The sequence below is a fragment of the Castellaniella defragrans 65Phen genome, from assembly GCF_000612685.1.
Classification (GTDB): domain Bacteria; phylum Pseudomonadota; class Gammaproteobacteria; order Burkholderiales; family Burkholderiaceae_B; genus Castellaniella; species Castellaniella defragrans.
Window position 1 is genome coordinate 561,661 of the sequence record NZ_HG916765.1, and the last position, 25,783, is coordinate 587,443.

Genomic DNA, 25,783 nt, shown 5'->3' on the forward strand with positions numbered 1-25,783 from the left:
GCGATGTTCGCAATACAGACAGCCTGCGCGGGTCCCGCCTCCGATCCGCCGGTGCTCGTGGGAGACAATCCGTGCAAGCCGAGTTTCTGCAGTTCCTGTTTTCCGGCCTGACCGTCGGGGCGACGTACGCCCTGGCGGCCCTGGGCTTCAACCTCATCTACAACGCCAGCAACGTGATCAACTTCGCCCAGGGCGAATTCATCATGCTGGGCGGCATGCTGGCGGTGTTCTTCACGCAGGCGGGACTGCACTGGGCGCCGGCCTTCGCGCTGGCCGTGCTGGTGCCCGCGCTGGTGGGCGTGCTGATGGAAAAGCTCACGATCGAGCCCGTCAAGAACGCCGACACCGTCACGCTGATCATCATCACCATCGGCGCCTCGCTGGTGCTGCGCGGCCTCATCCAGGTCTGGCTGGGCAAGGGCGCCCACAGCCTGCCGCCCTTCTCCGACCACGCGCCCCTGTCGATCCTGGGCGCCACGCTGCTGCCCCAGAGCCTCTGGGTCTTCGGCGTGACGGCGCTGGTGGTCGCGCTGCTCTGGTACTTCTTCAGCCGCACCCTCATGGGCAAGGCCATGCTGGCCACGGCCTTCAATGCCGTCGCCGCGCAGCTCGTGGGCATCAGCACCGGCTGGGTGCTGCTCATGAGCTTCGCGCTGGCCGCCGCGCTGGGGGCGCTGGGCGGCATCCTCATCACGCCCATCACGCTCACCTCGTTCGACGTGGGCATCATGCTGGGCCTCAAGGGCTTCGTCGCCGCCGTGGTCGGCGGCCTGGGCAACGGCCTGGGGGCCGTGGTCGGCGGGCTGCTGGTCGGCGTGCTGGAGGCCATGGGCGCCGGCTACATTTCCTCGGCGTACAAGGACGCCATTCCGTTCGTCCTGATCCTGCTGATCCTGTTCTTCATGCCGCGCGGCCTGTTCGGCGGTCTTTCCACCGATCGGGTGTAATCATGAGTCGTCGCTCCCTCCTGGGCCTGATCGTGCTGGCCGCGGTGCTGGCGGTCACGCCGTTCCTGGTGCCCAACAGCTACTACCTGGACATCGTCATCCGCATGGCGATCAATGCCGTCATCGTGCTCAGCCTGAACCTGCTGGTCGGCTATGCCGGCCAGATCAGCCTGGGCCATGCGGGCTTCGTGGGCATCGGCGCCTACGCCTCGGCCGTGCTGCCCACCCACTTCGGCTGGCATCCCCTGCCGGCCCTGGCGGCCGGGGCGCTGGCCGCCGGCGTGCTGGCCCTGCTGGTGGCGCGTCCCATCCTGCGCCTCAAGGGCCACTACCTGGCCATGGCCACGCTGGGGCTGGGCATCATCATCAACATCGTCATCCGCAACGAAGCCGCCTGGACGGGCGGCCCCGACGGCATGCCGGTGCCCTCCATGGGCCTGTTCGGCTTCGATCTCATGAGCGACCGCCAGTGGTACTGGGTCGTGGCCGCCGTGCTGCTGCTCGGCGTCTGGGGCGCCCTGAACCTGATCGATTCCCCCTTCGGGCGCGCCCTGCGCGGCCTGCACGGCTCGGAGATCGCCTCGCAGGTGGTGGGCATCGACGTGCCCCGCTTCAAGACGACCATCTTCGTGCTGTCGGCCGTGGTGGCCAGCATCATGGGCAGCATCCTGGCCCATTACGTCGGCTTCGTGACGCCCGACGTGGCCAACTTCTTCCACTCGATCGAACTCGTCACCATGGTGGTGGTGGGCGGCATGGCCTCGGTGTTCGGGTCGGTGCTGGGGGCCGTGCTGCTGACGGCGCTGCCCCAGGCGCTGGCCACCTTCGAGGGCTGGGAAATCGTCGTCTTCGGCGCCATCCTGATGCTGTGCATGATCTTCCTGCCGCGGGGCCTGGTGCCCACCCTGGCGGCCCGCCTGCGCCTGGAGAACTGAGCCATGGCACTGCTCGAAGTCAAAGACCTTTCCATCCGGTTCGGCAACGTGCGCGCCGTCCAGGACGTCAGCTTCTCGGTGGACGAGGGCGTCGTGTATTCGGTCATCGGCCCCAACGGCGCCGGCAAGACCACGCTGTTCAACCTGATCACCGGCATCTACCGGCCCACCGCCGGCAGCATCCGGCTCGACGGCAAGGACATCCAGGGCCACAACCCCTGTGAACTGGCCGCCCTGGGCGTGGCCCGCACCTTCCAGAACCTGCAGGTCTGGATGAACATGAGCGCGCTGGAAAACGTCATGGTCGGGGCCCACCTGCACCTGGACAGCAGCGTCTTCAAGGCCCTGCTGCGCCTGCCTTCGCTGCGCCGCCGCGATCTGGCGCTGCGCGAGGAGGCGGCCGAGCTCATGGCCTTCGTCGGGCTGGAATCCTACGTCCACGCGCGCGCCGACAGCATGCCCTACGGCGCCCTCAAGCGCCTGGAAATCGCCCGTGCGCTGGCCATGAAGCCGCGCCTGCTGTTCCTCGACGAGCCGGCGGCGGGCCTCAATCCCAAGGAAACCCAGGAAGTCGACGCGCTGGTGCGCCGCGTGGCCGCCACGGGGGTCACGATCGTGCTGGTCGAGCACGACATGAAAATGGTCATGAACCTGTCGGACCGCATCCTCGTGCTGGACTACGGCAAGCGCCTGGCCGAAGGCACGGGGCCGGAAGTCCGCCGCAATCCGGACGTCATCGCGGCCTATCTGGGCGGCCACGCCTGAGCGGGGAAACCATGCACGCACTCGACATCATCCAGGAAGAACACCGCAACCTCTGGCGCATCGCCACCACCATGGACTGGGTGGCCAACGAGCTGGAGGCGGGCCAGCCGGTCGAAGAAGGCTTTTTCACGGCCTTGTTCGACTACATCCAGGAATTCATGGACGGCTGCCATCACGCCAAGGAAGAGCAGTACCTGTTCAGCGCCATGCACCGGCGCGCGCCCGAGGCCGTGGCCGCGGTGCTCGATCCGCTGGAAAAAGAGCACCGCGACGGCCCGCAGAGCCTGGCCGCGCTGCGCGGCTTCCTGGGGCAGGGCAGCCTGGCCGCCCAGCCCGCCTTCATCGCCGGCCTGCGCGAATACGCCCGCCAGCTCAAGCAGCACATCCGCACCGAGGAAAAGGACGCCTTCCCCCTGGCGCGCGAGATCCTGCTGGACGAGGACTGGGAAGGCATCACGGCGGCGTTCTCCGACCACCGCGACCCGCTCTTCGGCGAGCAGGCGCGCGCCGAATACCGCGAGCTCTACCACCGCATCGTCGCCCTGGCGCCCGAGGCCATCGGCCTGGGCGGCCGCCAGGCCGGCGGCTTCCAGCACCTGTCGCGCGGCCGCGAGCCGCTGCTGCAGGTGCAGGACCTCGAATCCTGTTACGGCCGCATCCAGGCGTTGAAGGGCATCAGCCTGGAAGTCCACAAGGGCGAGCTGGTGGCCCTGGTGGGCGCCAACGGCGCGGGCAAGACGACCTTCCTGCGGGCGCTCTCGGGCATCCAGCCGATCAGCGCGGGGCGGATCCGCTTCGCCGGCCAGGACATCTCCCGCCAGCGCGCCGACCGGCGCGTGCGCGCCGGCATCTGCCACAGTCCCGAAGGGCGCCAGGTCTTCGGGCCTCTCAGCATCGAGGACAATCTGCGCCTGGGGGCCTACCTGCGCCCCCCGGCCGGCGTCGCGGCCGACCTCGAACGGGTCTACACGATGTTCCCGGTGCTGCACGAAAAGCGCCACCTGCCGGCGGGCACCCTGTCGGGCGGGCAGCAGCAGATGCTGGCCATCAGCCGGGCGCTCATGGGGCATCCGCGCCTGCTGCTGCTCGACGAGCCCTCCATGGGCCTGGCGCCGCTGCTGGTCGAGGAAGTCTTCAACGTCATCCGCACCCTGAAGGCGCAGGGCATCACGATCCTGCTGGTGGAGCAGAACGCCTTTGCCGCCCTGGGCATCGCCGACCGGGCCTACGTCCTGGAAACCGGCCACATCGTGCTCTCGGGAACGGGCCAGGAAATGATCAGCAACGAGCAGGTGCGGGCGGCCTATCTGGGCATGTAGCGCGCCGCCGCAATTTCTTCCCATCGTCATGAACCCATGAACCATACCTACCAGCACCAGAACCAGCCCTATCGGCCGCCGCCGGAGCTGCGCTCCGGCCAGCCCGGCCACCACCCGGTGGTGGTCGTGGGGGCGGGGCCGGTGGGCCTGGCCGTCGCCATCGACCTGGCCCAGCAGGGCCAGGCCGTGCTGCTGCTCGACGAGGACAGGACCGTGGCGGTCGGCTCCTGCGGGGTCTGCCACGCCAAGCGCACCCTCGAAATCCTCGACCGCCTCGGGGTGGGCGACGCCTGCGTCGAGAAAGGGGTCGGCTGGAACGTGGGCCGCACCTTCTTCCGCGACGAGGAAATCTACAGCTTCAACCTGCTGCCGCAGCCCGATCACCAGCGCCCCGGCATGATCAACCTGCAGCAGTACTACCTGGAAGATTTCCTGCTGCAGCGCGCCCGCGCCCTGCCCGCGCTCGAACTGCGCTTCTGCAACAAGGTGACGGCGGCGCGGCCCCACGAGCGGGGCGTCTCCCTGCAGGTCGAAACCCCCGATGGCGCCTATGCCGTCGAGGCCGGCTGGCTGATCGCGGCCGACGGCGCGCGCAGCGCCGTGCGCCGCATGCTGGGCCTGGAGGCCGAAGGCAAGTACTTCATGGACCGGTTCCTCGTGGCCGACGTCCTCATGAAGGCCGATTTCCCCGCCGAGCGCTGGTTCTGGTTCGACCCGCCCTTCCATCCGGGGCAGTCGGTGCTGCTGCATCATCAGGCCGACAACGTCTGGCGCATCGATTTCCAGCTGGGCTGGGACGTGGACCCGGAAGTCGAAAAACGCCCCGAGAACGTGATTCCGCGCATCCGGGCCATGCTGGGCGAAGAGCACGACTTCGAGCTCGACTGGGTGGGGGTCTATACCTTCCAGTGCCGGCGCATGGCGAAGTTCCGCCACGGGCGGGTGCTGTTCGCCGGCGATGCGGCGCACCAGGTCTCGCCCTTCGGCGCGCGCGGCAGCAATTCCGGCATCCAGGACGCCGACAACCTGGGCTGGAAACTGCGCTTCGTGCTGCAGGGGCTGGCGCCGGAACGCCTGCTCGATTCCTATTCCGACGAGCGCATCGTCGCCGCCGACGAGAACCTGCAGCATTCGTCGCGCTCGATGGACTTCATTTCCCCCCGCACCAGGACGGCGCTGGCATTCCGCAATGCGGTGCTGGGCCTGGCGCGGCACTATCCCTTTGCCCGGGCGCTGGTGAACTCCGGGCGCCTGTCCGTTCCCACCCTGCTAGAGGAGTCCGCTTTGAATACACCCGATACCGCGCCGTTCTCCAGTGACATGATCCCCGGCGCCCCCTGCGACGACTGCCCCATGCGGGCGCAGGTCGCCCATTTCTGGCTGCTCAGCCGCCTGGGCAACGACTTCAAGCTGCTGGTCTACCTCCAGAACCCGGCCGACGTGACCGAGGCGGATGCCCTGCAGGGCCTCATCGCCGGGCCGATGCCCGTGGACGTCATCCTGGTCACCCCGGCCGGCGGACGCTCGCCGCACGGCTTCAAGGTCATGGAGGACTACACCGGCCGCTTCGCCGAGCGCTACGATGCGCAGCCCGGCTCGGCCTGGCTGATCCGGCCCGATCAGCACATCGCGGCCCGCTGGCGCCGGCTCGACGTGGCCCAGGTCCGCCAGGCCCTCGACCAGGCGACCTGCCAGCAGGGCTGACCGGCATGGGGCTCAATCTGAACCTGAACCTGGGCGAGCCCGGCAAGCACTACGTGCGCGCCTACACGCCGGGCGACGACTTCTACGCCGAACTGATCGAGCTGCACCGGGACCTCAGCGACGAGCAGAGCGTGCAGGTCAACGCGCGCCTGATCCTGCTGCTGGCCAACCACATCGGCGACCTGTCGATCCTGCGCGAGGCCATGGCGATCGCGCGCCGGGACCTCTGAGTCCGGGCGCGCGGCATCGGCGGGCGGCATCGGGCGGGCGCGCCGGGATGCCGGAAGGCTCCGCAGGCGCGGGCCTGCGGGCGGCGCCGCGCCCGCCCTCCGGGCGCGGCTTCAGGCGCGGAACGGCAGCATGCGGCGCAGGGTGTCGTCGCGGCTGAGGTAATGATGCTTCAGCGCGGCCAGGGCATGCAGGCCGATCAGCGCGTAGCCGACGTTGGCGATCAGCTTGTGGACGCCGATCACGGCCTTGCCCAGGGCCTTGTCCTCCGCCGTCAGGGAGGGCAGGGGGATGCCCCAGACGTGCGCCGTGCCGCCCATGGCGCTGATGGCGAACCAGGCCAGCAGGGGCAGGGCGATCAGCAGGGCGTACAGCGCCGCGTGCATGATGCCGGCCGAGATCCGCTCCCATTGCGCGGGCGGCGGAACGATGGCGGGCGGGCGGCTGAACAGCCGCACGGCCAGGCGCGCCACCGTCAGCGCCAGGATCGTCATGCCGCAGGACGAGTGCAGCATCCGCATGACGGCGCGTTCCGGGCTGTCCTTGGGAAACAGGCCCTTGAATTCCATCGCGGCGTAGACCACCACGATCAGGAGCAGGGTGATCCAGTGCAGGGCGATGGCGGAGCGGCTGTAGCGGGCGGGGGCGGACATGGAGCGGATTCCGGAAGGGCGGTTGGCGGAGGCGCCATGATCGCCCGCGCCGCATGAACCGAAGATGAACGGACGGGATTGCGCGGCGGGGCCGTGCGGGCGGACCGTGTCCATGCTCGCCGGACAGCGTGCCTGCGTCCGTGCGGGACGGCGCGGCTCAGGCGCGCGCCCAGCCGCGGCGGATCGGCCAGGCGAAGACGAAGCGGTAGGCCGGCTCGATGCGGCGCCGCAGGGCGGGGATCAGCGTGTGCCGCAGCGGCAGCCCGATGGCCGCGGCCGCCACGCCCGTCACCAGGCCACCGGCCATGTCCAGCGGGAAATGGATGCCCATGTAGATGCGCGCCCAGGCGATCGGCAGCGCGGCCAGGGCCAGGATCAAGGCGGCCTTGCGCCGCGCCGGATGCAGCGCCAGGCCGGCGCAGACCGCCCAGGCGAAGCTCAGGTGGTTGCTGGGAAACGAGGCGTTCGGCTTGTGGTCCAGGTACTGGTGGCCCAGGCCGATGACGAAGGGGCGCGGGTGGAACCAGGCCTTGGAGATCGCCCAGGACAGCAGCATGGCGATGGACGCGCTCACGACCGCCTGCAGCACGGCGTCGCGTCCGGCGGCGTCCGCCCGCAGCCAGCTCAGCGCCAGGTACAGGGGGAACAGGTAGATCAGGCCTTTGGCGAGGATCCCGCCCAGCAGCAGGGCGGCGGCCGAGGGATGGCTGGCGTTGATCCACAGGAACAGGGTGTCGTTCAGGGTTTCCATGCAGGGGACGGGCGGCGTGTCGGGGAGGGCAGCATAGCATCGGCCCGGCCCGGATGGCGTATCCGGATGAAAAAGGGGCCCCCCACGCTGCGCAGCCTGCGGCTGCTTGCTGCCCCCACGCCGCGCAGGCTGGTGCTCGTGGTCAGTGATCGCCGGGCACGTGGCCGGTGCCGGCGACGAACACGGACTGGCGGTCGGAGTTGCCGAGGGTCAGGTGGTTGAACAGCAGGTTCAGGGTGATGGCCATGATCGCGGCCGAGCTGATGCCCGAGTGGAAGATCGTGGCGACCCAGGCGGGGAAATGGGCGTAGAACTCGGGCGCCGCGATGGGGATCATGCCGAAGCCCACGGAAGTCGCCACGATGATCAGGTTCATGTTGTTTTCGTAGTTCACCCGGGCCAGGGTGCGGATGCCGCTGGCCGCCACGGTGCCGAACAGCACCAGGCCGGCGCCGCCCAGCACCGCCGTGGGCACGGCGGCGATGAAGCGGCCGATCACCGGCAGCAGGCCCAGGACCAGCAGGATGAGGCCGCTGGTGGCGACCACGTAGCGGCTTTTGACGCCGGTGACGGCGACCAGGCCCACGTTCTGGGCGAAGGCGCTTTGCGTGAAGGAGCCGAAGACCGGCGCCATCACGCTGGAGATCATGTCGGCGCGCAGCCCGTCGCCCAGGCGGTGCGAATCGATCCGGGTGTCGATGATGTCGCCCACCGCCAGGATGTCGGCCGAGGTCTCCACCAGCACCACCAGGATGACGATGAACATGGACACGATCGCGGCGGGGTGGAATTCGGGCCAGCCGAAATGGAACAGGGTCGGCAGGGCGAAGGCCGGGCCGTCGGTCGCCCGGGAGAAGTCGGTCATGCCGGCGCCCCAGGCGATGACCGTGCCCAGCGCCATGGCCAGCAGGATCGACAGGCGCGAGATCGCCGCGTTGCCCAGCTTGCTGAGCAGCAGCACGATGAGCAGGGTGACGGCGGCCAGGCCGATGTTGGCCGTGCTGCCGAAGTCGGCTGCGCGGGGATTGCCGCCCATGGACCAGTGCGCCGCCACCGGCATCAGCGACAGGCCGATGGTGGTGATGACCGAGCCCGTCACCAGCGGCGGGAAGAAGCGGATGATGCGGGAGAAGACCGGCGTGATCAGCAGGCCGAGCAGGGCCGCCGCCATGACGGCGCCGAAGACCGAGGGCAGGCCGCCGCCGGCCGTCAGGATGGCGACGATGGTGGCCACGCTGGCGAAGGACACGCCCTGGACCAGCGGCAGCTGGCAGCCGAAGAACGGGATGCCCAGCGTCTGCAGCAGCGTGGCCAGGCCGCCCATGAACAGGCAGGAAGCGATCAGCACGCCGATTTCCGCGCCGCCCAGGCCGGCCGCCTGGCCGACGATCAGCGGCACGGCGATGATGCCGCCGTACATGGTCAGCACGTGCTGGAACCCATACATGAGGTTGGCCGTCAGCCCCAGGGTTTCGTCTTCGGGGCGCGGCGGCGCGGTGCGGGCGGGTGTGTTCAAGGCGGTCTCCATCCTCGTCGTTCGTCGTGGACCGGATGCGGCGCGCGCCAAGGCGGCGGGCCGGTCCGGTGGCGCCGCCTCCGGCGGCGCCGGGACGGTCGGTCGTGCATGAGGTCGACGGGCTTATTGTGAACCGCGGGCCTGGATTCCGGATCGCGGCCCCTTCATATTGCCCATCTTCAAGTCTTTATTCGGGCCGCTGTCCATTGGTGTTTTCTCTAGGGGGCGGCGGGCGGAGCCTCGCGCGGAGGTCCAGCCGCACGGCGCTGGGCTTTCCAGCCGTCGCCGCGGGGTTTCCACAGGGTTTTCATTTAGAATGCCAGCTTTCCCTGTGTGAGCGGAACCAGGATGAACGAAGAGCGATCGGCGCCGGCCGGAGGGCGGTTCCCGGATGCCGGCATGCCGGACTTCTTCGAGGCCACGCCCATGGCCTTGTGGCTCGAGGACTACAGCGCCCTGCATGCGCAGTTCGAGCGCTGGCGCGCCGAAGGCGTCACGGACCTGCGGTCCTGGCTGCTCCTGGATCCCGATCGGCTGCGGCACTGCGCCGGCCTGATCCGCATCCGGCGCGTCAACCGCCAGGCGCTGACCCTGTTCGGCGCCGCCAGCCAGACCGAGCTGATGGACCGGCTGGGGGACGTCCTGCGCGACGACACCTTCGAGGGCCTGGCCGGCGAGCTCGACCAGCTCTGGCGCGGCCAGGGCGGCTTCCACAGCCAGACGGTGAACTACACGCTGGACGGCCGGCGCCTGGATCTTTCGCTCAAGGCCGTGGCGCTGGCCGACGAGAGCCGGCCCTGGGACCGGATCCTGGTGGCCATGGAAGACGTCACGCCGCTGCAGGAGGCCCGCCGCCAGGCCCAGGCGAGCGCGCGCGACGCCCGCGAATTCTTCCAGCAGGCGCCCGTGTCGCTCTGGGTCGAGGATTTCAGCGCCATCAAGCGCCTGTTCGACGAACTGCGCGAGCAGGACATCAGCGACTTCCGCACCTTCCTGGACGTGCATCCCGATTTCATCGACCGCTGCCTCCAGGAAATCCGCGTCATCGACGTCAACGACTACACGCTGGAGCTGTTCAAGGCCGATTCACGGGAACAGCTGATCGAGCGCGTGGGCGACATCTTCCGCGAGGAATCCCGCCTCTCCTTCGCCGAGCAGCTGGTCGAGCTGTGGCACGGCCGGCTGTTCCACCAGAAAGAGGTCCAGAACTGCACCCTGGCCGGCGACGTGCTGTACATCCACCTGCAGCTGTCGGTGTTCCAGGGGCACGAGGAGGACTGGAGCCTGGTGCTGGTCTCGCTGACCGACATCACCGCCCGCAAGAAGGCCGAGGCCTACCTGGAATATCTGGGCAAGCACGACGTGCTGACGCAGCTGAAGAACCGTTCGTTCTTCGTCGACGAACTGGGCCGCCTGCAGCGCAAGCGCGCGCCGCTGGTGTCCTTCATCGCCCTGGACCTGAACAACCTCAAGCAGGCCAACGACGAGGGCGGCCATGCGGTGGGCGACGACCTGCTGCGCCGCTTCGGCGAAGTCCTGAACAAGGCCGTGGACCGTCCCGGCCAGGCCGCCCGCATCGGCGGCGACGAGTTCGTGGTGCTGCTGCCCGGCTGCGACGAGGCGGCGACCCGCAAGGTGCGGGACAACATCCATTCCCTGATCGAGCTGAACAACCAGTATTACGGCGGCATCCCGCTCAGCGTCTCGGCCGGCGAGATCACCTGCCGCGATCCCGCCGCGCTGGAGCAGGCCTTGAGGGAAGCCGACCGGGCGCTGTACGAGGACAAGCGCCGCTATTACACCACCCACGAGCGGCGCCACTGACCGGCCCGGTATCCGGCCGGATCATGCCGCCGGTGCGCCTCGCCGTGCAACGGCATCGTCCCCGGCTTCCCGTCCCGTGCTCCGGCCGAATGAGCGGCCGCGGATCACGCCGCCGGTGCGCCTACGGCCATCAGGCGGCGCGCGGCAGCGGGCTGACCGAGATCAGGCCGGGCTGGTCCACGGCTTCCAGGATGCGGCGCACGCGGTCCTGCCAGAGGTGCGCGAAATCCTGCTTTTCCGTGTCGGTGGCGATGCCGGACAGGATCTTCTGCAGCATCGGCATGGCGGCCGGCGAGCCCGGCACGCCCTGGGCGCTGAAGGACACCGCCACGCGGTCGCCCGTGTCGCGGCGGGTGAAGACGATCTCGCCCGGGACGTCGCCCTGGAAATGCAGCAGGTTGCGCCGGTCGTGCTGGCCGGCCAGGCCCTTGAAGCCCGTGTCCGCGGTGGCGCCCGTGACCAGGCTGACCACGTTGGCGATGACGCCGGTGACGCCGTTGGTGGCGCCGTCGGCGAAGGTGACGTCGATGTCGCCGCGCTGCGGGATCGAGCCGGGGTACAGGGCGCGCAGCGCGCGCACCGTCATCAGCCAGGCGCCGGCGACGGTGGGGCAGGAATGGCCGGCCAGGCGGACGGCGTCTTCGTAGCCGTATTCGATCAGGCCGTCGTCGGATGCGCCCAGCAGCTGGGCGAGCGGGTCGTGCAGCGCGATGCGGGGGGCCTGGGCGAAGAATGCGGGAAATGCCATGGAAAGGGCTCCGGAAAAACGTGTATCGGACCAGTGTAGACCGGTGCCGGAAGGAAAGCCGGCTTAACCCTGGGCGGCATCCGGTCGTTGGGTCGTTGAGTCGTTGAGTCGTTGGTCGCGGGGCCGTCGGGCCGCCGGGTCGCCGGGCGCGCGGGCCGGATGCCGGGACTGGCTGCGAGGATTGGTCGCGGGGCCGCCGGCAAGGGATCGGACGCAAAGTCACCGCCGCCGGCAGGGCCGGGTAGCGGACGGGGGCGGGATGCGGTGTAAGATGAACCGGATCAAGAGCGGCCTGTGGCCTACGCCCGGAGACGGTCCGGCGGGTCCGGGCTGGAACCGACAAGGAGGACATGCCATGGCACACCCCAACAGTTTCGGCGCGCGCGCAACCCTGGATGTGGGAGGCAAGTCCTACCGCATCTGGCGGCTGGATGCCCTGAAGGACCACGGGCTCGATCCCGGACGCCTGCCCTACGGCCTGAAGATCCTGCTGGAAAACCTGCTGCGCACCGAGGACGGCGTGGCCGTGCGGCCCGACGAGATCCGCGCCCTGGCCGGCTGGGATCCCGCCGCCGAGCCCAGCCGCGAGATCGCCTTCACGCCGGCGCGGGTCGTGCTGCAGGACTTCACCGGCGTGCCCGCCCTGGTGGACCTGGCCGCCATGCGCGACGCCATGCGGGCCCTGGGCGGACAGCCCGACCGCATCAATCCCCTGGCGCCGGTGGAGCTGGTCATCGACCACTCGGTGATCGTCGACGACTTCGGCAACAACCAGTCCTTCCGCCGCAACCAGGAAATCGAATACCGGCGCAACGTCGAGCGCTACAAGTTCCTGCGCTGGGGCCAGACGGCCTTCGACAATTTCCGCGTCGTGCCGCCGGACACCGGCATCGTCCACCAGGTCAACCTGGAACACCTCGCGCGCGGCGTGTTCACGCGCGAGATCGACGGCGTGACCGAAGCCTATCCCGACACCTGTGTGGGCACGGACTCGCACACGCCCATGGTCAACGGCCTGGGCGTGGTCGCCTGGGGGGTCGGCGGGATCGAGGCCGAGGCCGCCATGCTGGGCCAGCCCATCTCGATGCTGATCCCGCGCGTGGTCGGCTTCAAGCTGTCCGGCGCCCTGCCGGAAGGCACCACCGCCACCGACCTGGTGCTGACCATCACCGACATGCTGCGCAAGCACGGCGTGGTGGGCAAGTTCGTCGAATTCTACGGCCCGGGCGTGGCCGCCGTGCCGCTGGCCAACCGCGCCACCATCGGCAACATGAGCCCGGAATACGGTTCCACCATCTCCATCTTCCCGATCGACGAGGAAACCCTGGCCTACCTGCGCTTCACCGGCCGTCCGGCCGAGCAGGTCGCCCTGGTCGAAGCCTACGCCAAGGCCCAGGGCCTGTGGCACGATCCCGCGCACGAGCCGCAGTATTCCGAGCGCCTGGAACTCGATCTGGGCACCGTGGTGCCCTCCATCGCCGGCCCCAAGCGGCCGCAGGACCGGATCGCGCTGACCGACGCCAAGCCCGCGCTCGCCAAGTCCCTGGCCGCGCTGCCCGGCGCGCCGAAGTCCAACCCCGCCGTCGTGCGCCTGCCGGACGCGGGCGAATTCCCGCTCGACCACGGCGCCGTCGTCATCGCGGCCATCACCTCGTGTACCAATACCAGCAACCCGGCCGTCATGATGGCGGCCGGCCTGCTGGCGAAGAAGGCCGTGGCGCGCGGGCTGCGCCGCAAGCCCTGGGTCAAGACCAGCCTCGCGCCGGGATCCCGCGTGGTCACGGACTACTACGAAAAGGCCGGCCTGACGGCCTACCTGGACCAGCTGGGCTTCAACCTGGTCGGCTACGGCTGCACCACCTGCATCGGCAATTCGGGCCCCCTGATCCCCGAAGTTTCCGAGGCCGTGCGCGCCAACGACCTGGCGGTCGTCTCGGTGCTGTCGGGCAACCGCAACTTTGAAGGCCGCATCCACTCCGAGGTCAAGCTCAACTACCTGATGTCCCCCCCGCTGGTGGTGGCCTACGCGCTGGCCGGCACCATGGACATCGACCTGCTCAACGACCCGCTCGGCCAGGACGCCGAAGGCCGGGACGTCCGCCTGCGCGACATCTGGCCGTCGTCCGAGGAAGTCCAGGAGGCGATCCGTTCGTGCATCTCGTCCGACATGTACACGCGCGGCTATGCCGGCGTGTTCGACGGCGGCGCGCTCTGGCGCGACCTGGACACCCCCGAGGGCAGCCTGTTCCATTGGGAGGAAGACTCCACCTACGTGCGCAATCCGCCCTACTTCGAGGGCATGCCGCGCCAGCCGCAGCCGGTGGCCGACATCCGCGGCGCGCGGGTGCTGGCGATGCTGGGCGATTCGGTCACCACCGACCACATCAGCCCGGCCGGCTCCATCGGCAAGGACACGCCCGCCGGCCAGTACCTGCGCGCGCACGGAGTCGAGCCGCAGGACTTCAATTCGCTGGGGTCGCGGCGCGGCAACCACGAAGTCATGATCCGCGGCACCTTCGCCAACGTGCGCCTGCGCAACCAGATCGCCCCGGGCACCGAGGGCGGCTGGACGCGCGACTTCACCCGCGACGGCGCACCCGTCTGCACGATCTTCGAGGCCTCGCAGAACTACCTGGCGGCGGGGACGCCGCTGGTGATCCTGGCCGGCAAGGAATACGGCTCCGGCTCCTCGCGCGACTGGGCGGCCAAGGGCACGGTGCTGCTGGGCGTGCGCGCGGTGATCGCCGAATCCTACGAGCGCATCCACCGCTCCAACCTGATCGGCATGGGCGTGCTGCCGCTGCAGTTCCCCGCGGGCCAGAACGCGGCCTCGCTGGGGATCCGCGGCAAGGAGACCTTCGAGATCACCGGGGTGGAGGCCTTCAACGGCGGCGTCACGCCCAAGACCGTGCACGTGCGGGCGGGCGACGTCGAATTCGACGCCGTGGTGCGCATCGACACCCCGACCGAGGCCGCCTACTACCGCCACGGCGGCATCCTGCAGTACGCCCTGCGGCAGCTGCTGGAATAACGCTCGGGGACGGGACCGCGCGGGCCGCGCGGCGGCGGCCCGATGCCGCCCGGGGCTCCCGGCGGGTCCCGGGCGTCTCGGGCGTCCCGGTGCGCCCGGCGCCTCCCATGGCGTTCCAGGGCGCCGGGCCGGCCGGGCTTGCCGGCCGCCTTGTCTACAATGCGGGCTTCGGCCCGCATTTTTCCGCCCTCTTTTCCGCCATCGGGCCGGCTTTTCCGGTCGACGCATGAATCCATCCCCTTCCGCTTCCTGGGGCGCCCTGCTGCGAGGCCGCAACGGCCTGCGCTCCCTCGCCCTGGCCGGCGGCGTGGCGGTGCACGCGGTCAACGTGTTCATCGCCACCACCATCCTGCCCTCGGTCGTCCGGGACATCGGCGGCCTGCCCTGGTACGCCTGGAACACCACCCTGTTCGTGGCGGCCTCGATCATGGGCTCCTCCTGCGCTCCGCTGGGCATCCGCTGGTACGGCCTGCGGCGCTCCTTCCTGCTGGCCCTGGCCGTGTTCATGGGCGGGACCGTGGTCTGCGGGCTGGCGCCCGGCATGCCCTGGCTGCTGCTCGGCCGGGTGGGGCAGGGCCTGGGCGGCGGCATGCTGCTCAGCCTGAGCTACGCCACCGTGCCCCTGGTCTTCGACCAGGACCTGTGGCCGCGGGCCATGGCGCTGATTTCCGGCATGTGGGGCGTGGCCACCCTCGCGGGGCCGGCCATCGGCGGGCTGTTCGCCGAGGCCGGACACTGGCGCTGGGCCTTCTGGGCGGTGCTGCCGGTGTGCGGGCTGCTGGGCGCGCTGCTGGTGACGCAGCTCGGGCCCGCGGGCCGGGACCGCGGCGCGCGGCTGGAGGCGCCGCTGCTGCGTATGGGGCTGCTGGTCGCCTCCGTGCTGGTGGTGTCGGCGGCCAGCCTGTCGCCGTCCTGGATCGCCCAGCTCGCCGGGGTGGCGGGCGGCGTGCTGCTGATCCTCTGGCTGGCGCGCATCGACGGGCGGGCGCGCCAGCGCTTCCTGCCCGGGGGCGCCTGGGTGCTGGGCCATCCCCTGGGCCGCCGCTACGCCATGATCGGCCTGATGAGCCTGGGCGTGACGACGGAAGTCTTCGTGCCCTATTTCCTCCAGGTCCTGCACGGGCAGTCGCCGCTGCACGCGGGCTACCTGTCGGCGCTGATGTCGGCCGGCTGGACCTCGGGCACCCTGGCGAGCTCGGGGCGCGGCCCGGCCTGCGTCGGCCGCCTGCTGGTGCTGGGGCCGATCCTCTCGGCGGCGTCCCTGGCGGGGCTGTACGTCTTCATGCCCGATCCGGCTGCGCCGACGGCGCTGCTGGCCGCGCTGCTGCTGGGAGTGGGCATGGGCATCGGGCTGTGCTGGCCGCATCTGCTGACCGGCGTGTTCCGGGCCGCGCCGCCGGACCAGCAGAGCATCGCCTCGGCGGCGATCACGACCCTGCAGCTGTACGCGATGGCGCTGGGCGCCAGCGTGGCGGGCATGGCCGCCAACGCCGCCGGCTTTACCGACCCGGGCGGCTGGCAGGGCGCGCGCCAGGCCGCCTGGGCGGTCTACGGCGTGTTCGTGTTCGCGCCGGCCCTGGCGATCCGCCTGGGATGGCGCGCGCGCCGCGACGGCATCTAGCGCGCCGGCGGCGCGAGCCGGCCGAGGCCGGCCCCGGCCGGGGCTTGGCTTGCCGTGGCAATCACTTCAGCAGGTGGAACGTTTCGGGATCGGGGCCGATGCGGCCGTCGGCGCGGTCCAGGGTGGCGATCCGCTCCATCGCGGCCTCGTCCAGGTGCAGGTTCCAGAGATTGAAGTTTTCCTGCAGCCGTTCGGGGCTGGAGGATTTCGGGATCACCATGTGGCCCATCTGGATGTGCCAGCGCAGGATCACCTGGGCCGGGCTGGCCTGCAGCCGATGGGCCAGTTCCAGGAACACGGGGTCGCGCAGCGCCTGGCCCTGGCCGAGCGGGCTCCAGGCCTCGGTGCGGATGTCGTGGTCGGCGTGGTAGGCGCGCAGTTCGGCCTGCTGGAAGCGGGGGTGCAGCTCGATCTGGTTGAGCACCGGCAGCACGCCGGTGGCGTCCAGCAGCCGCTGCAGGTGCTCCTGCTGGAAATTGCAGACGCCGATGGACCGCGCGCGGCCTTCGTCGCGCAGCTGGATCAGGGCCTCCCAGGTTTCCACGTAGCGCTTCTGCTTGGGTACCGGCCAGTGGATCAGGTAGAGATCGACGTAGTCCAGCCCCAGGCGGTCGAGGCTTTCCTGGAATGCCGCCTTGGTACTATCGTGGCCATGGCGGTCGTTCCAGACCTTGGTGGCCACGAACAGATCCTCGCGCGGCACGCCGCAGCCGGCGATGCCGCGGCCGACTTCGGACTCGTTGCCGTAGATGGCGGCGGTATCGATGGAGCGGTAGCCGGCTTCGACGGCGGCATGGATCGCCGGGACGACGGCATCGCCGGTCAGTCTCCAGGTGCCCATGCCCAGCTGGGGCGCGCGGCGGCCGTCGTGAAACGTGATATACGGTTGATTGGTGGACATGCAGGTCTCCTGTGAAGGCAGCCCCTTGGCTGCGGCAGGCCTGGTTGGCCAATGAGGGCCAACCGATGATGAACGAATCTTTGGAGTCAGTCGAATGAGTGTACATAGCCAGGCGCAGCGCGTCACCGTGCCCCAGCTCGTCTCTTTCAAGGGCGAGCGCAAGATCGCGGCGCTGACCGCCTACATCGCGCCCATCGCGCGCCTGCTGGACGAGGCCGTGGACATGCTGCTGGTGGGCGATTCCACGGCCATGGTCGGCTACGCGCTGCCCGACACGCTGTCGATCACGGTGGAGACGATGGCCGCGCACACCGCCGCCGTGGTCCGGGCCACCCATCACGCCTGCGTGATCGCCGACATGCCCTTCGGCAGCTACCAGCAGTCCCCGGCCCAGGCCTTCGCCAACGCCGCGACCCTGCTGGCGAACGGCGGCGCCGCGGGCGTCAAGCTCGAAGGCGGGCAGGCCCTGGCCGACACCACCCGCTTCCTGGTCGAGCGCGGCATCCCGGTGCTGGCCCACGTGGGGCTGATGCCCCAGTACGTCCACACCATGGGCGGCTTCAAGGCCCAGGGCATGAGCGAGGCCGCCGCCCGCCGCATCCTGGACGATGCCCGGGCGCATGCCCAGGCGGGGGCCTTCGGCGTGGTGCTGGAAGGCATCAGCGAGCCGCTGGGGCGCGAGATCACGGCGGCGCTGCAGATTCCCACCATCGGCATCGGCGCCTCGCCCGCGTGCGACGGCCAGATCCTGGTGACCGAGGACATCCTCGGCCTGAGCGGGGACCGGATTCCGAAATTCGCCCGGCGTTTCGCCGATGCGGGGCAGGTGATACGGCAGGCGGCGCAGGATTACGCCCAATCCGTGCGGGAGGAGACCTTTCCCACGCTAGATCATTGCTTTGGCGTACGAACCGGGAGGTAATATTCGGTATAACAGTCATTGCCAGATATTTCGCCTGGGCCGTCACCGGCTGATCCGGGCGGTTTCTGGCCGCCAGGCCGCCCAAGGCGGAACGCGCCCTTCGCGGACGCGAGCCGAAGGCGCGCCCGGTGAATTTTTTGGATGGGGGCAGGGACGGCCCGCATCGGGTGCCATGGAAATACGCCAACTCGAGGCTCTGAACGCCATCGTGACCAGCGGCAGCGTCACGGCGGCGGGCCGTATGCTGGGCCGTTCGCAGCCCGTCGTCAGCCGCCAGGTCAGCGATCTGGAAGCCGAACTGGGCTTCACGCTGTTCACGCGCACCCGGCCCGCCATCACCCTGACCGAGCAGGGGGCCGAGTTCTACCAGGAAGTGCGCGGCATCCTGGCCGACCTGCACCAGCTGGAATCGCGGGTCCAGGGCATGCGCAACGGCCAGGTCCGCCCCTTGCGCATCCTGGTGTCGGTCGATCTCGCGCGCAGCCTGCTGCCCGAGGCCCTGGCGCGGATGGACCGCTTCAGCCCCGTCTTCCGCCAGAAGCTCATCATCGAGGAAGTCGTCCACGAGGCGCCCGCCGGCGCCCTGGCCGAGGGCCGGGCGGACTTCGCGCTCATCAACCTGCCCATCGACGCCGAGGGCCTGCGCGCGCACTGGTGCGGCCAGGCGCCCTGCCTGCTGGCGCTGCCGGCCGCGCATCCGCTGGCGTCCCGGGACATGGTCCAGCTCGAGGAAATCCGCAACACCGACGTCATCACGCTGCTCAGCCGCTACCGCATGCGCTACCACCTGACCAGCAGCCTGGCGCAGGCCACGGCGGGCGAGGCGCGGCGCCACATCGAGGTCGGCAGCCAGCAGACGGCGCTGTCGCTGGTGCGGCTGGGGCTGGGCGTGGCGCTGATCGACCCGTTCTCGATCCGCGGCGCGCAGCTCGACGGCATCGTGCTGCGGCCCCTCCAGACCGACATCAGCTACATGATCGGCGCCGTTTCCCAGGCGACGCACGAACTGCCGGAAGGCGCCCTGCGCCTGATCCAGGGACTGCACCTGCATGTCCAGAGCAGCATCCCCCACTACGTCGATACCGATCCCAGCGGGCTGCGCCAGGGGATCTCCAGCAAGGCCGAGATCCTGCGCTCGGCCTGAGCGCCCCGCCGCTCTTCGGCCCGATTCCAGAGGCGTGCCGGCTTGTGCGATGATGTCGGGTCTTCTTCATGCGGCATAGGACGGCATCGTGATCCCGTTGTCCCCGGAAATCCTGGCGGCGCTGGCGCTGGCCCTGCTGGTCGGCGCGGCGGCCGGCGCCTGGCCCGCGCGGCGGCGCCTGCTGGCCCGCACGGCGGAGGCCGCCCGCCAGGCCGAGCGCGCCGACCATCTGCAGGAGCGGGTCGGGCAGCTCGAACGGGACCTGGCCGGCCAGGCCGGCGCGCTGGAGGACTGGCGCACCCGGGCGCAGGACGGCCGGCTGGAACTGGCCCGGCTGCAGGCCGCCCACCAGGAAAAGCTCGCCGCCCTGGCGGACCTGCGCCAGGCCTTCGAGCAGTCGCGGGCGGCCCTGAAGACCGAATTCCAGCAGCTCGCCAGCCAGGTGCTGGAGGAAAAGAGCCGCGGCTTTTCCCAATCCAGCCAGGACACGCTCGACGGCCTGCTGCGGCCGTTCCGCGAGCAGATCGACGGCTTCCAGCGGCGCGTCAACGAAATCCACGACGCCTCGGTGCGCGGCCAGGCCCGGCTGGACGCGGAAATCCGCCGCGTCCTGGACGTGGGCCTGAAGATGAGCGGCGAGGCCCAGTCCCTGGCCACGGCCCTGAAGGGCGACAAGAAGACCACCGGCAACTGGGGCGAAGTCGTGCTGGAACGCAGCCTGCAGCTGGCGGGGCTGATCGCGGGCGACCACTACCAGGCCCAGGCGCCCTTCCGCGACGAGGCCGGCAATCGGCGCCAGCCGGATTTCGTCGTGCACCTGCCCGACGGCAAGCACCTCATCATCGACAGCAAGGTCTCGCTGGTGGACTACGACCGCGCCGTGGCGGCCGACACGCCCGAGGCGCGCGAGGCCGCGCTGGCCGCGCATGCGCGCGCCGTGCGCCATCACATCGACGACCTGGGCCGCAAGGACTACAGCGGCCTGATCGGCATGAAAAGCCCCGGCTTCGTGCTGATGTACATGCCGATCGAGCCGGCCTACATCGAAGCCATGCGGCACGACCGCGAGCTGTTCGACTACGGCTACCGCCGCAATGTCGTCCTGGTGTCGCACACCACCCTGATGCCCATCCTGCGCACGGTGGCCACCCTGTGGATGCTGGCGCGCGGCAACGAGCAGGCCCGTGCGCTGAGCGAGCAGGCCGGCGGGCTGTACCGGCAGGTGGAGGTGGTGGCCGACCGCCTGCAGAAGCTCGGCCATGCCCTGGGGGCGGCGGCCACGCACTACAACAGCACGGTCACGGCGGTGACGGGGCAGCGCGGCCTGTATGGCAAGGTCGGCCGCTTCGCCGAGCTGTCGGCCAAGGCCGGCCGGTCGCTGCCGCCGCTCGAACCCCTGCATGCGGACTTCGAGGTCCAGCGGCTGGACGGCGTGGCGTCCGGCCCGGAATGCGTGCCTGGAGCGGGAAACCCGTCCGAACCCCTTCTTTCCCCCTCGGAGCCGAACCCATGATGTGTCATTCCGCCCCGTGCCCGGCACCGGAATCCGGCCGGCGCCCTCGTCCCGTTTCCCGGCTGCGGCCGGCGCCGCGCGCCGCCGCGTGCCGGGCCGCCGCCCTCCTGCTCTGGGCCTGTGCGTGGCTGGGCGCGGCGGCGCCGGCTGCCACGGCCGCCGCGCCCGCCGGGTCCGGTCCGGCGGCGGCCGTCCAGGCCGCCGGGCGGCTGGACGAAGCCCCGCGCATGGCGATCCTGTCCGCCTTCGCGCCGGAGCTGGAGCTGCTGCGCGCCCGTCTGCAGGACCCGCGCGTCCACGCCGTCCAGGGCGTCGAGTTCATCACCGGCCGCCTCGAAGGCAAGCCCGTCGTGCTGTCGCTCAGCGGCATCAGCATGGTCAATGCCGCCATGAACACCCAGCTGCTGTTCGACCGCTTCCACGTCACGCACCTGATCTTCAGCGGCATCGCGGGCGGCGTGAATCCGGATCTGCGCATCGGCGACGTCAGCGTCCCGGAGCGCTGGGGGCAGTACCTGGAAGTGGTCATGATGCGGGAAACCGCGCCGGGGCAGTATCGTGCGCCAGCGTCCAAGGGGACCTTCCAGTTCGCCCCCTACGGCATGATGCAGCCGCGCGCCGTGCGCGTGCGGCCGGGCGGGGATGCGGACGGCGTGGCGGGCGGTGTGGCGGACGCGCGTTCGGCGGGCGGCGGGACGGGCATCCAGGAAAAATTCTGGTTCGAGGCCGATCCGGGCATGCTGGCCGTGGCGCGCGGCATCCAGTCCGTGCCCCTGCGCGCCTGCGACCGCGAGGACCGCTGCCTGGACGAGCGCCCGCGCCTGGTGGTCGGCGGCAACGGCGTGTCCGGCCAGGCCTTCGTGGACAACGCGGATTTCCGCCGCTACGCCTTCCGCACCTTCCAGGCCAACGTGCTGGACATGGAAAGCGCCGCCTGCGCCCAGGTCGCCTGGCGCGCGGGCGTGCCCTTCATCGCCTTTCGCTCGCTCAGCGACCTGGCCGGCGGCGGGCCGGGCGAAAATGAAATGGACGCCTTCCTGCACATCGCCGCGGACAACGCCGCGCAGGTGCTGCTGGCATTCCTGCGCGCCTGGCCGGGCTAGAAGCCGCCCGCCGCCGGGCATGAGGCATGCGCCCGCGGCCGGGAAGCATTCCAGGAGCATTCCAGGAGTACGCAAGGAGCATCCCGGGAGTACGCGGGATGCATGCGCGGACCCTTCCAGGAGCATTCGAGGAGAGCACGATGAATCCGCCGACACCCGCCGATGAGGCGGCGGCCCGGCCGCCATCCGACGCCGGCGCCGCTGCCGCGGATGCTGCCGATACCGCCGGCGCCCGCCTGGAAGCGGCCTTCCGGCACGCCGCCGTGGCCTCCACCCTGTACCTGCCCGGGCAGCCGGACCGCGACGTCGGCCTGGCCGAACTGGGGACGGCCGCGGCCGGATCCGGCCTGCTGTGGGTCGGCCTGAAGGAGCCCGACGAGGCCCTGGTGCGTGACGTGGGCCGGCGCCTGGGTCTGCCCGGCCGCGCCATCGAGGAAATCATCTCCCCGCACCGGCGCCCGAAGATCATCGAATACGACCAGCTGACGCTGGTGGTCGTGGTGACGGTCGAGATCGTCCAGGACCGGCCCGGCTTCGGCGACACCCAGCTGCTGATCGGGCCGGGCTACCTGCTGACGATCCGCCGCCACGCGGAAGGATCGTACCGGGAACTGCGCAACCAGCTGGCCGAGTCGCCCGAATTCCTCAGCCGGGGCAGCGATTACGTCGCCTCCACGCTGCTGGACCTGCTGGCGGACCGTTATGTCGAGGCGCTTGACCACATGGAGGGCCGGGTCGAGAATGTCGAGCACCAGTTCCTGCTGCGCGGCTTCCGCGAAATGGACATCCGCCGCCTCTACCGCCTGCGGCGCGACCTGCTGCGCATGCAGACGGCGATCGCGCCGCTGGTGGAGATCTGCCGCCGCCTGGCCCGCGTGGACATGCGCAACATCGGCTCCGACAGCCGGGCGTATTTCAACGAGGTCGCCGACCGCATCCAGCGCATCGTCGAATCCATCGCCGGCCTGCGCGAGGCGCTCGCCTTCGCCTTCGAGGCCAGCATGATGATCAGCCAGATGCAGCAGACCGACATCACCCGCAAGCTGGCCGCCTGGGCCGCCATCCTGGCCGTGCCCACGGCGGTGGCGGGCATCTACGGCATGAATTTCAATCACATGCCGGAACTCGGCTGGACCTACGGCTATCCGGCGATGCTGGCCGGGACGGGCGCGGTCTGCGGGCTGCTGTACTGGAAGTTCCGCCGGATCAAGTGGCTGTAGGGTCCCGGGCTGCGGCCGCCAGGGCCGTCCACCGGCGAGGAGGGAACCGCCCGGCGGTGCGGCGCGCCGCCGGGCGAGGGTCGCGGGGCCCGGCGCCGCCGCGGAGGCCGGCGCCGGGCGTCCTCCCGGTCCGCGACTAGTGGAACAGGGCGCTCGCCTTGAGCAGGGTTTCCCAGATGCCCAGCGCCAGCGGGATGCCGACGTAGAGCCAGAACAGCGCGATCAGGGCGGGCGAAGGGGTGCGTGTCGTCGTGGCGGTCATGGAAGTCTCCTATTTCTGGTGGGCCATCTGATGGGCCAGGCCGGCGCCCAGCGGTGCGGCGTCGGCCTCGGCGGCCATGTGGTGGTGCGAGGCGACCGGACGGACCAGCAGGTTGCAGATGAAGCCGACGACCAGCAGGCCCGCCATCAGGTACATCGTGACCGTGTAGGACTGGCCCGGCGGGACGCCGTGGTCCACCTGGTACTGGCGGATGTAGTTCACCAGCACGGGGCCCAGCACGCCGGCGGCGGCCCAGGCGGTCAGGAGGCGGCCGTGGATGCCGCCCACGTAGCGGGTGCCGAACAGGTCGGCCAGGTAGGCTGGGATGGTGGAGAAGCCGCCGCCGTACATCGAGATGATGATGGCGTAGAACAGCACGAACAGGGCGACGTTGCCCGAGGCGCCCATGCCCGGCACCAGGAAGTACAGCACCGCGCCCAGCACGAAGAAGATCCCGTAGGTGACCTTGCGTCCCAGGTAGTCCGAGGTGCTGGACCAGAAGAAGCGGCCCAGCATGTTGGCCAGCGACAGCAGGCCCACGAAGCCGGCCGCCGCGGCCGGCGTGATGGCGCCGCGGAAGCTCTCCTGGATCATCACCGAGGCCTGGCCCAGCACGCCGATGCCGGCCGTCACGTTCAGGGTCAGCGCCCACCACAGCAGCCAGAACTGCGGGGTCTTCAGGGCCTGGTCGATGTGGACGTGGTTGCGCGAGATCATGGCCTTCTGCGTGGCCGGCGGCGTCCAGCCCTCGGGCTTCCAGTCCGGCGCGGGGATGCGGATGGCGCAGGCGCCGATCATCATGGAGGCGAAGTACAGCACGCCCATCACCAGGAAGGTCTGGGCCACGCCCAGCGAATCCGGCGTGCGGAAGTGCTCCATCAGCGCCACCGACATCGGCGAGGCGATGAAGGCGCCGCCGCCGAAGCCCATGATGGCCATGCCGGTGGCCATGCCGCGCTTGTCCGGGAACCACTTGATCAGGGTCGAGACCGGCGAGACGTAGCCGATGCCCAGGCCGATCCCGCCCAGGACGCCGTAGCCCAGGTACAGCAGCCAGAGCTGGTGGGTCGAGATCCCGACCGAGGACACGATGAAGCCGCCGCCGAAGCAGCAGGCCGCCACGAACATGGCCTTGCGCGGCCCGACGTCCTCCAACCACTTGCCGGCGAAGGCGGCCGACAGGCCCAGGAACAGGATGGCGAGGCTGAAGATCCAGCCCAGGGCGGGCAGGCCCCAGTCCTCCGGCGCGGGCTGCTGGATGCCGATGAGCCGGGTCATCGGGCCGTTGAACACCGAGAAGGCGTAGGCCTGGCCGATGCACAGGTGGACCGCCAGGGCGGCGGGCGGGATCATCCAGCGGTTGAAGCCGGGCGGGGCGGTGATGCGTTCCTTGCTGAAGAATCCGCTTTGGTTTGTTTCCGTACTCATGAAGTCTCCTCCTGGGTCGAATGCCCGGTATGTCTGCGTGGGTGCTGCTGAGGTCGGAAAGGGAGATCGGTGGCCGGCGGCGGACCGGAGGCCTGCGCGGTGGGGCCGGGCGGGGCGGGCGGCGGGGCGGGCGCCCTGCCCGGATGGAGGCGTTCGCGGTGCAGCGCGATGGCTTCCCGGCACAGGGGCGACAGCGCGGTGTCGCCCCATTGCCCGTCCGGGTGCGTGCCGAGATAGTCCAGCAGGGCGCGCCGCATGCGCGGGTCCCAGAATCGCCGGATGTGGTCGGCGATGCTGTCGATGCCGGCGGCCCGGTCGGGCATGGCCTCGAAGAACAGGCCGATGCGGTTGGCCAGGCGGATCAGGTGCTCGATGTTGGTCACGGGCGGCTCTCCTCCGGGTCCAGGTCCAGGTAATCGGGCCGGCTGTAGACCGTGCAGCGGCCATCGCGCGCGAAGCCGGCCAGCATCATGGGGGCCTCGCGGGCCAGCCGCACGGCCAGGGTGGTGGGGGCCGAGACGGCGACCAGCGCCCGGATGCCGGCGGCGTGCGCCTTCTGCACCATCTCGAAGCTGGCCCGGCTGGAGATCACCACGAACCCCAGGCCGGGGTCCACCGGCTCGCGCAGCAGGCGGCCGATGAGCTTGTCGAGCGCGTTGTGCCGCCCCACGTCCTCGTAGGTCCAGGCCAGGCGCCCGTCGGGTTCGGCCCAGGCGGCCGCGTGGGTGGCGCCGGTCAGGTTGTGCAGCGGCTGGCGCCGGCGCAACTGGTCGAGCGCGGATTGGACCGCCCCGATCGCCCAGGGCCGCCGCGGCGCGGCCAGGGGAGGCAGGTCGCGGCGGATCTGCGCCAGGCTCTGCACGCCGCACAGGCCGCAACTGGTGCTGCCCGCCAGGGTGCGCCGGCGCAGCTTCAGGGCGTGCAGCCGGGCGTTGACGATGCGCAGCCGCACCACCAGGCCGTCGGGCGCGGATTCGACGTCGATGTCCAGCACGTCGGCCGGCGAGCGGACGATGCCTTCGGTGTAGGAAAAGCCCAGCGCCAGTTCGTGGAGATGCAGCGGCGAGGCGAGCAGCGCGGCGTGCGCGATGCCGTTGTATTCCAGGGCGACCGCCTGTTCGCAGGCGATGGCGTCCTGCGCGGCCGTCGCCCGGCTGCCGCCGACGCGCAGGATGTCGTCCATCGCCAGGCCGGCGGACGGGTCGGGGAAGTCGGACAGGGGATCGAAGTCTGCGGGGTGCATGCGGA

At 70.3% G+C, this 25,783-nt stretch carries 24 protein-coding genes and 1 pseudogene; 16 read left to right on the top strand and 9 right to left on the bottom strand.

All coding sequences use genetic code 11. From position 1 onward, the window contains the following. Positions 1–71: 71 nt before the first annotated feature. The 7 genes and pseudogenes from BN940_RS02450 (at position 72) to BN940_RS02475 (ending at position 5,900) form a co-directional block, all read left to right on the top strand. Positions 72–947 (top strand): branched-chain amino acid ABC transporter permease, encoded by an 876-nt coding sequence (locus BN940_RS02450; RefSeq protein ID WP_043679764.1) that lies wholly within the window; start codon positions 72–74, stop codon positions 945–947. Between the two features lie 2 nt (positions 948–949). Then, a complete protein-coding gene (locus BN940_RS02455) occupies positions 950–1,882 on the top strand; it encodes a branched-chain amino acid ABC transporter permease (RefSeq protein ID WP_043679767.1) in 933 nt (310 codons plus the stop codon). 3 nt (positions 1,883–1,885) lie between these two features. Next, the gene (locus BN940_RS02460) at positions 1,886–2,647 is read left to right on the top strand and encodes an ABC transporter ATP-binding protein (RefSeq protein ID WP_043679769.1); all 762 of its coding nucleotides are present in this window, start codon (positions 1,886–1,888) and stop codon (positions 2,645–2,647) included. An 11-nt stretch (positions 2,648–2,658) separates the two neighbouring features. After that, positions 2,659–3,054, top strand: a pseudogene (locus BN940_RS19635) (hemerythrin domain-containing protein); the annotation flags it as partial. A gap of 210 nt (positions 3,055–3,264) precedes the next feature. After that, positions 3,265–3,966, top strand: a complete 702-nt coding sequence (locus BN940_RS19640; protein WP_242404293.1) for an ABC transporter ATP-binding protein — start codon at positions 3,265–3,267, stop codon at positions 3,964–3,966. Between the two features lie 36 nt (positions 3,967–4,002). Beyond that, positions 4,003–5,670 carry an FAD-dependent oxidoreductase gene (locus BN940_RS02470; RefSeq protein ID WP_043679772.1) on the top strand — a complete coding sequence of 556 codons (1,668 nt, stop codon included), beginning with the start codon at positions 4,003–4,005 and terminating at the stop codon, positions 5,668–5,670. Between the two features lie 5 nt (positions 5,671–5,675). Next, complete coding sequence (locus BN940_RS02475) at positions 5,676–5,900, top strand: DUF2783 domain-containing protein (RefSeq protein ID WP_043679776.1); 225 nt, start codon at positions 5,676–5,678, stop codon at positions 5,898–5,900. A 111-nt stretch (positions 5,901–6,011) separates the two neighbouring features. On the opposite strand, the gene BN940_RS02480 is transcribed toward BN940_RS02475, so the two are convergent. The 3 genes from BN940_RS02480 to BN940_RS02490 form a co-directional block, all read right to left on the bottom strand. Further along, a complete protein-coding gene (locus BN940_RS02480; protein ID WP_043679779.1) occupies positions 6,012–6,551 on the bottom strand; it encodes a cytochrome b in 540 nt (179 codons plus the stop codon). Between the two features lie 157 nt (positions 6,552–6,708). Further along, positions 6,709–7,302: a phosphatase PAP2 family protein gene (locus BN940_RS02485; RefSeq protein WP_043679782.1), complete on the bottom strand. Its 594-nt coding sequence runs from the start codon at positions 7,300–7,302 to the stop codon at positions 6,709–6,711. 142 nt (positions 7,303–7,444) lie between these two features. Further along, positions 7,445–8,818: a nucleobase:cation symporter-2 family protein gene (locus BN940_RS02490; RefSeq protein WP_242404254.1), complete on the bottom strand. Its 1,374-nt coding sequence runs from the start codon at positions 8,816–8,818 to the stop codon at positions 7,445–7,447. Between the two features lie 348 nt (positions 8,819–9,166). On the opposite strand from BN940_RS02490, the gene BN940_RS02495 reads away from it, so the two are divergent. Continuing rightward, the gene (locus BN940_RS02495) at positions 9,167–10,642 is read left to right on the top strand and encodes a sensor domain-containing diguanylate cyclase (protein ID WP_173424573.1); all 1,476 of its coding nucleotides are present in this window, start codon (positions 9,167–9,169) and stop codon (positions 10,640–10,642) included. 130 nt (positions 10,643–10,772) lie between these two features. On the opposite strand, the gene BN940_RS02500 is transcribed toward BN940_RS02495, so the two are convergent. Continuing rightward, positions 10,773–11,390, bottom strand: coding sequence for an FmdE family protein (locus tag BN940_RS02500; protein WP_043679785.1), 618 nt, complete (start codon positions 11,388–11,390; stop codon positions 10,773–10,775). A gap of 355 nt (positions 11,391–11,745) precedes the next feature. Between BN940_RS02500 and acnA the strand changes: the two genes are divergently transcribed. From acnA to BN940_RS02510, 3 genes are all read left to right on the top strand, one after another. Beyond that, positions 11,746–14,421, top strand: a complete 2,676-nt coding sequence (gene acnA, locus BN940_RS02505; protein WP_043679788.1) for an aconitate hydratase AcnA — start codon at positions 11,746–11,748, stop codon at positions 14,419–14,421. Between the two features lie 107 nt (positions 14,422–14,528). Beyond that, entirely contained in the window at positions 14,529–14,651 is a 123-nt protein-coding gene (locus BN940_RS20065) for a hypothetical protein (RefSeq protein WP_276808529.1), read from the top strand. Continuing rightward, complete coding sequence (locus BN940_RS02510) at positions 14,648–16,042, top strand: MFS transporter (protein ID WP_043679791.1); 1,395 nt, start codon at positions 14,648–14,650, stop codon at positions 16,040–16,042. Before BN940_RS20065 ends, BN940_RS02510 begins: the two co-directional genes overlap by 4 nt. 61 nt (positions 16,043–16,103) lie before the next feature. Here the strand turns inward: BN940_RS02510 and BN940_RS02515 are convergent, their stop codons facing one another. Continuing rightward, positions 16,104–16,943, bottom strand: coding sequence for an aldo/keto reductase (locus BN940_RS02515; protein ID WP_043679794.1), 840 nt, complete (start codon positions 16,941–16,943; stop codon positions 16,104–16,106). A 94-nt stretch (positions 16,944–17,037) separates the two neighbouring features. On the opposite strand from BN940_RS02515, the gene panB reads away from it, so the two are divergent. From panB to BN940_RS02540, 5 genes are all read left to right on the top strand, one after another. Further along, the gene (panB, locus tag BN940_RS02520; RefSeq protein WP_043679797.1) at positions 17,038–17,865 is read left to right on the top strand and encodes a 3-methyl-2-oxobutanoate hydroxymethyltransferase; all 828 of its coding nucleotides are present in this window, start codon (positions 17,038–17,040) and stop codon (positions 17,863–17,865) included. 172 nt (positions 17,866–18,037) lie between these two features. Further along, positions 18,038–19,009 (top strand): LysR family transcriptional regulator, encoded by a 972-nt coding sequence (locus tag BN940_RS02525; protein ID WP_052355545.1) that lies wholly within the window; start codon positions 18,038–18,040, stop codon positions 19,007–19,009. Between the two features lie 88 nt (positions 19,010–19,097). Then, the gene (gene rmuC / locus BN940_RS02530; RefSeq protein ID WP_084330467.1) at positions 19,098–20,522 is read left to right on the top strand and encodes a DNA recombination protein RmuC; all 1,425 of its coding nucleotides are present in this window, start codon (positions 19,098–19,100) and stop codon (positions 20,520–20,522) included. Further along, positions 20,519–21,625 (top strand): 5'-methylthioadenosine/S-adenosylhomocysteine nucleosidase, encoded by a 1,107-nt coding sequence (locus BN940_RS02535; protein WP_242404255.1) that lies wholly within the window; start codon positions 20,519–20,521, stop codon positions 21,623–21,625. The genes rmuC and BN940_RS02535 overlap by 4 nt, the downstream gene beginning before the upstream one ends. Positions 21,626–21,765: 140 nt before the next feature. Then, positions 21,766–22,845 (top strand): magnesium and cobalt transport protein CorA, encoded by a 1,080-nt coding sequence (locus BN940_RS02540; protein ID WP_084330468.1) that lies wholly within the window; start codon positions 21,766–21,768, stop codon positions 22,843–22,845. Positions 22,846–22,981: 136 nt separating this feature from the next. On the opposite strand, the gene BN940_RS19485 is transcribed toward BN940_RS02540, so the two are convergent. Genes BN940_RS19485 through fdhD form a run of 4 tightly spaced genes read right to left on the bottom strand, consistent with a single transcriptional unit; the run spans position 22,982 to position 25,778 of the window. Then, positions 22,982–23,107, bottom strand: a complete 126-nt coding sequence (locus BN940_RS19485; protein ID WP_198408286.1) for an MFS transporter small subunit — start codon at positions 23,105–23,107, stop codon at positions 22,982–22,984. Positions 23,108–23,116: 9 nt separating this feature from the next. Next, positions 23,117–24,535, bottom strand: coding sequence for an L-lactate MFS transporter (locus tag BN940_RS02545; RefSeq protein ID WP_043679800.1), 1,419 nt, complete (start codon positions 24,533–24,535; stop codon positions 23,117–23,119). Beyond that, the gene (locus BN940_RS19645; RefSeq protein ID WP_084330469.1) at positions 24,532–24,918 is read right to left on the bottom strand and encodes a formate dehydrogenase subunit delta; all 387 of its coding nucleotides are present in this window, start codon (positions 24,916–24,918) and stop codon (positions 24,532–24,534) included. The genes BN940_RS02545 and BN940_RS19645 overlap by 4 nt, the downstream gene beginning before the upstream one ends. After that, a complete protein-coding gene (gene fdhD / locus BN940_RS02555; protein WP_043679802.1) occupies positions 24,915–25,778 on the bottom strand; it encodes a formate dehydrogenase accessory sulfurtransferase FdhD in 864 nt (287 codons plus the stop codon). The genes BN940_RS19645 and fdhD overlap by 4 nt, the downstream gene beginning before the upstream one ends. Positions 25,779–25,783: the final 5 nt, after the last annotated feature.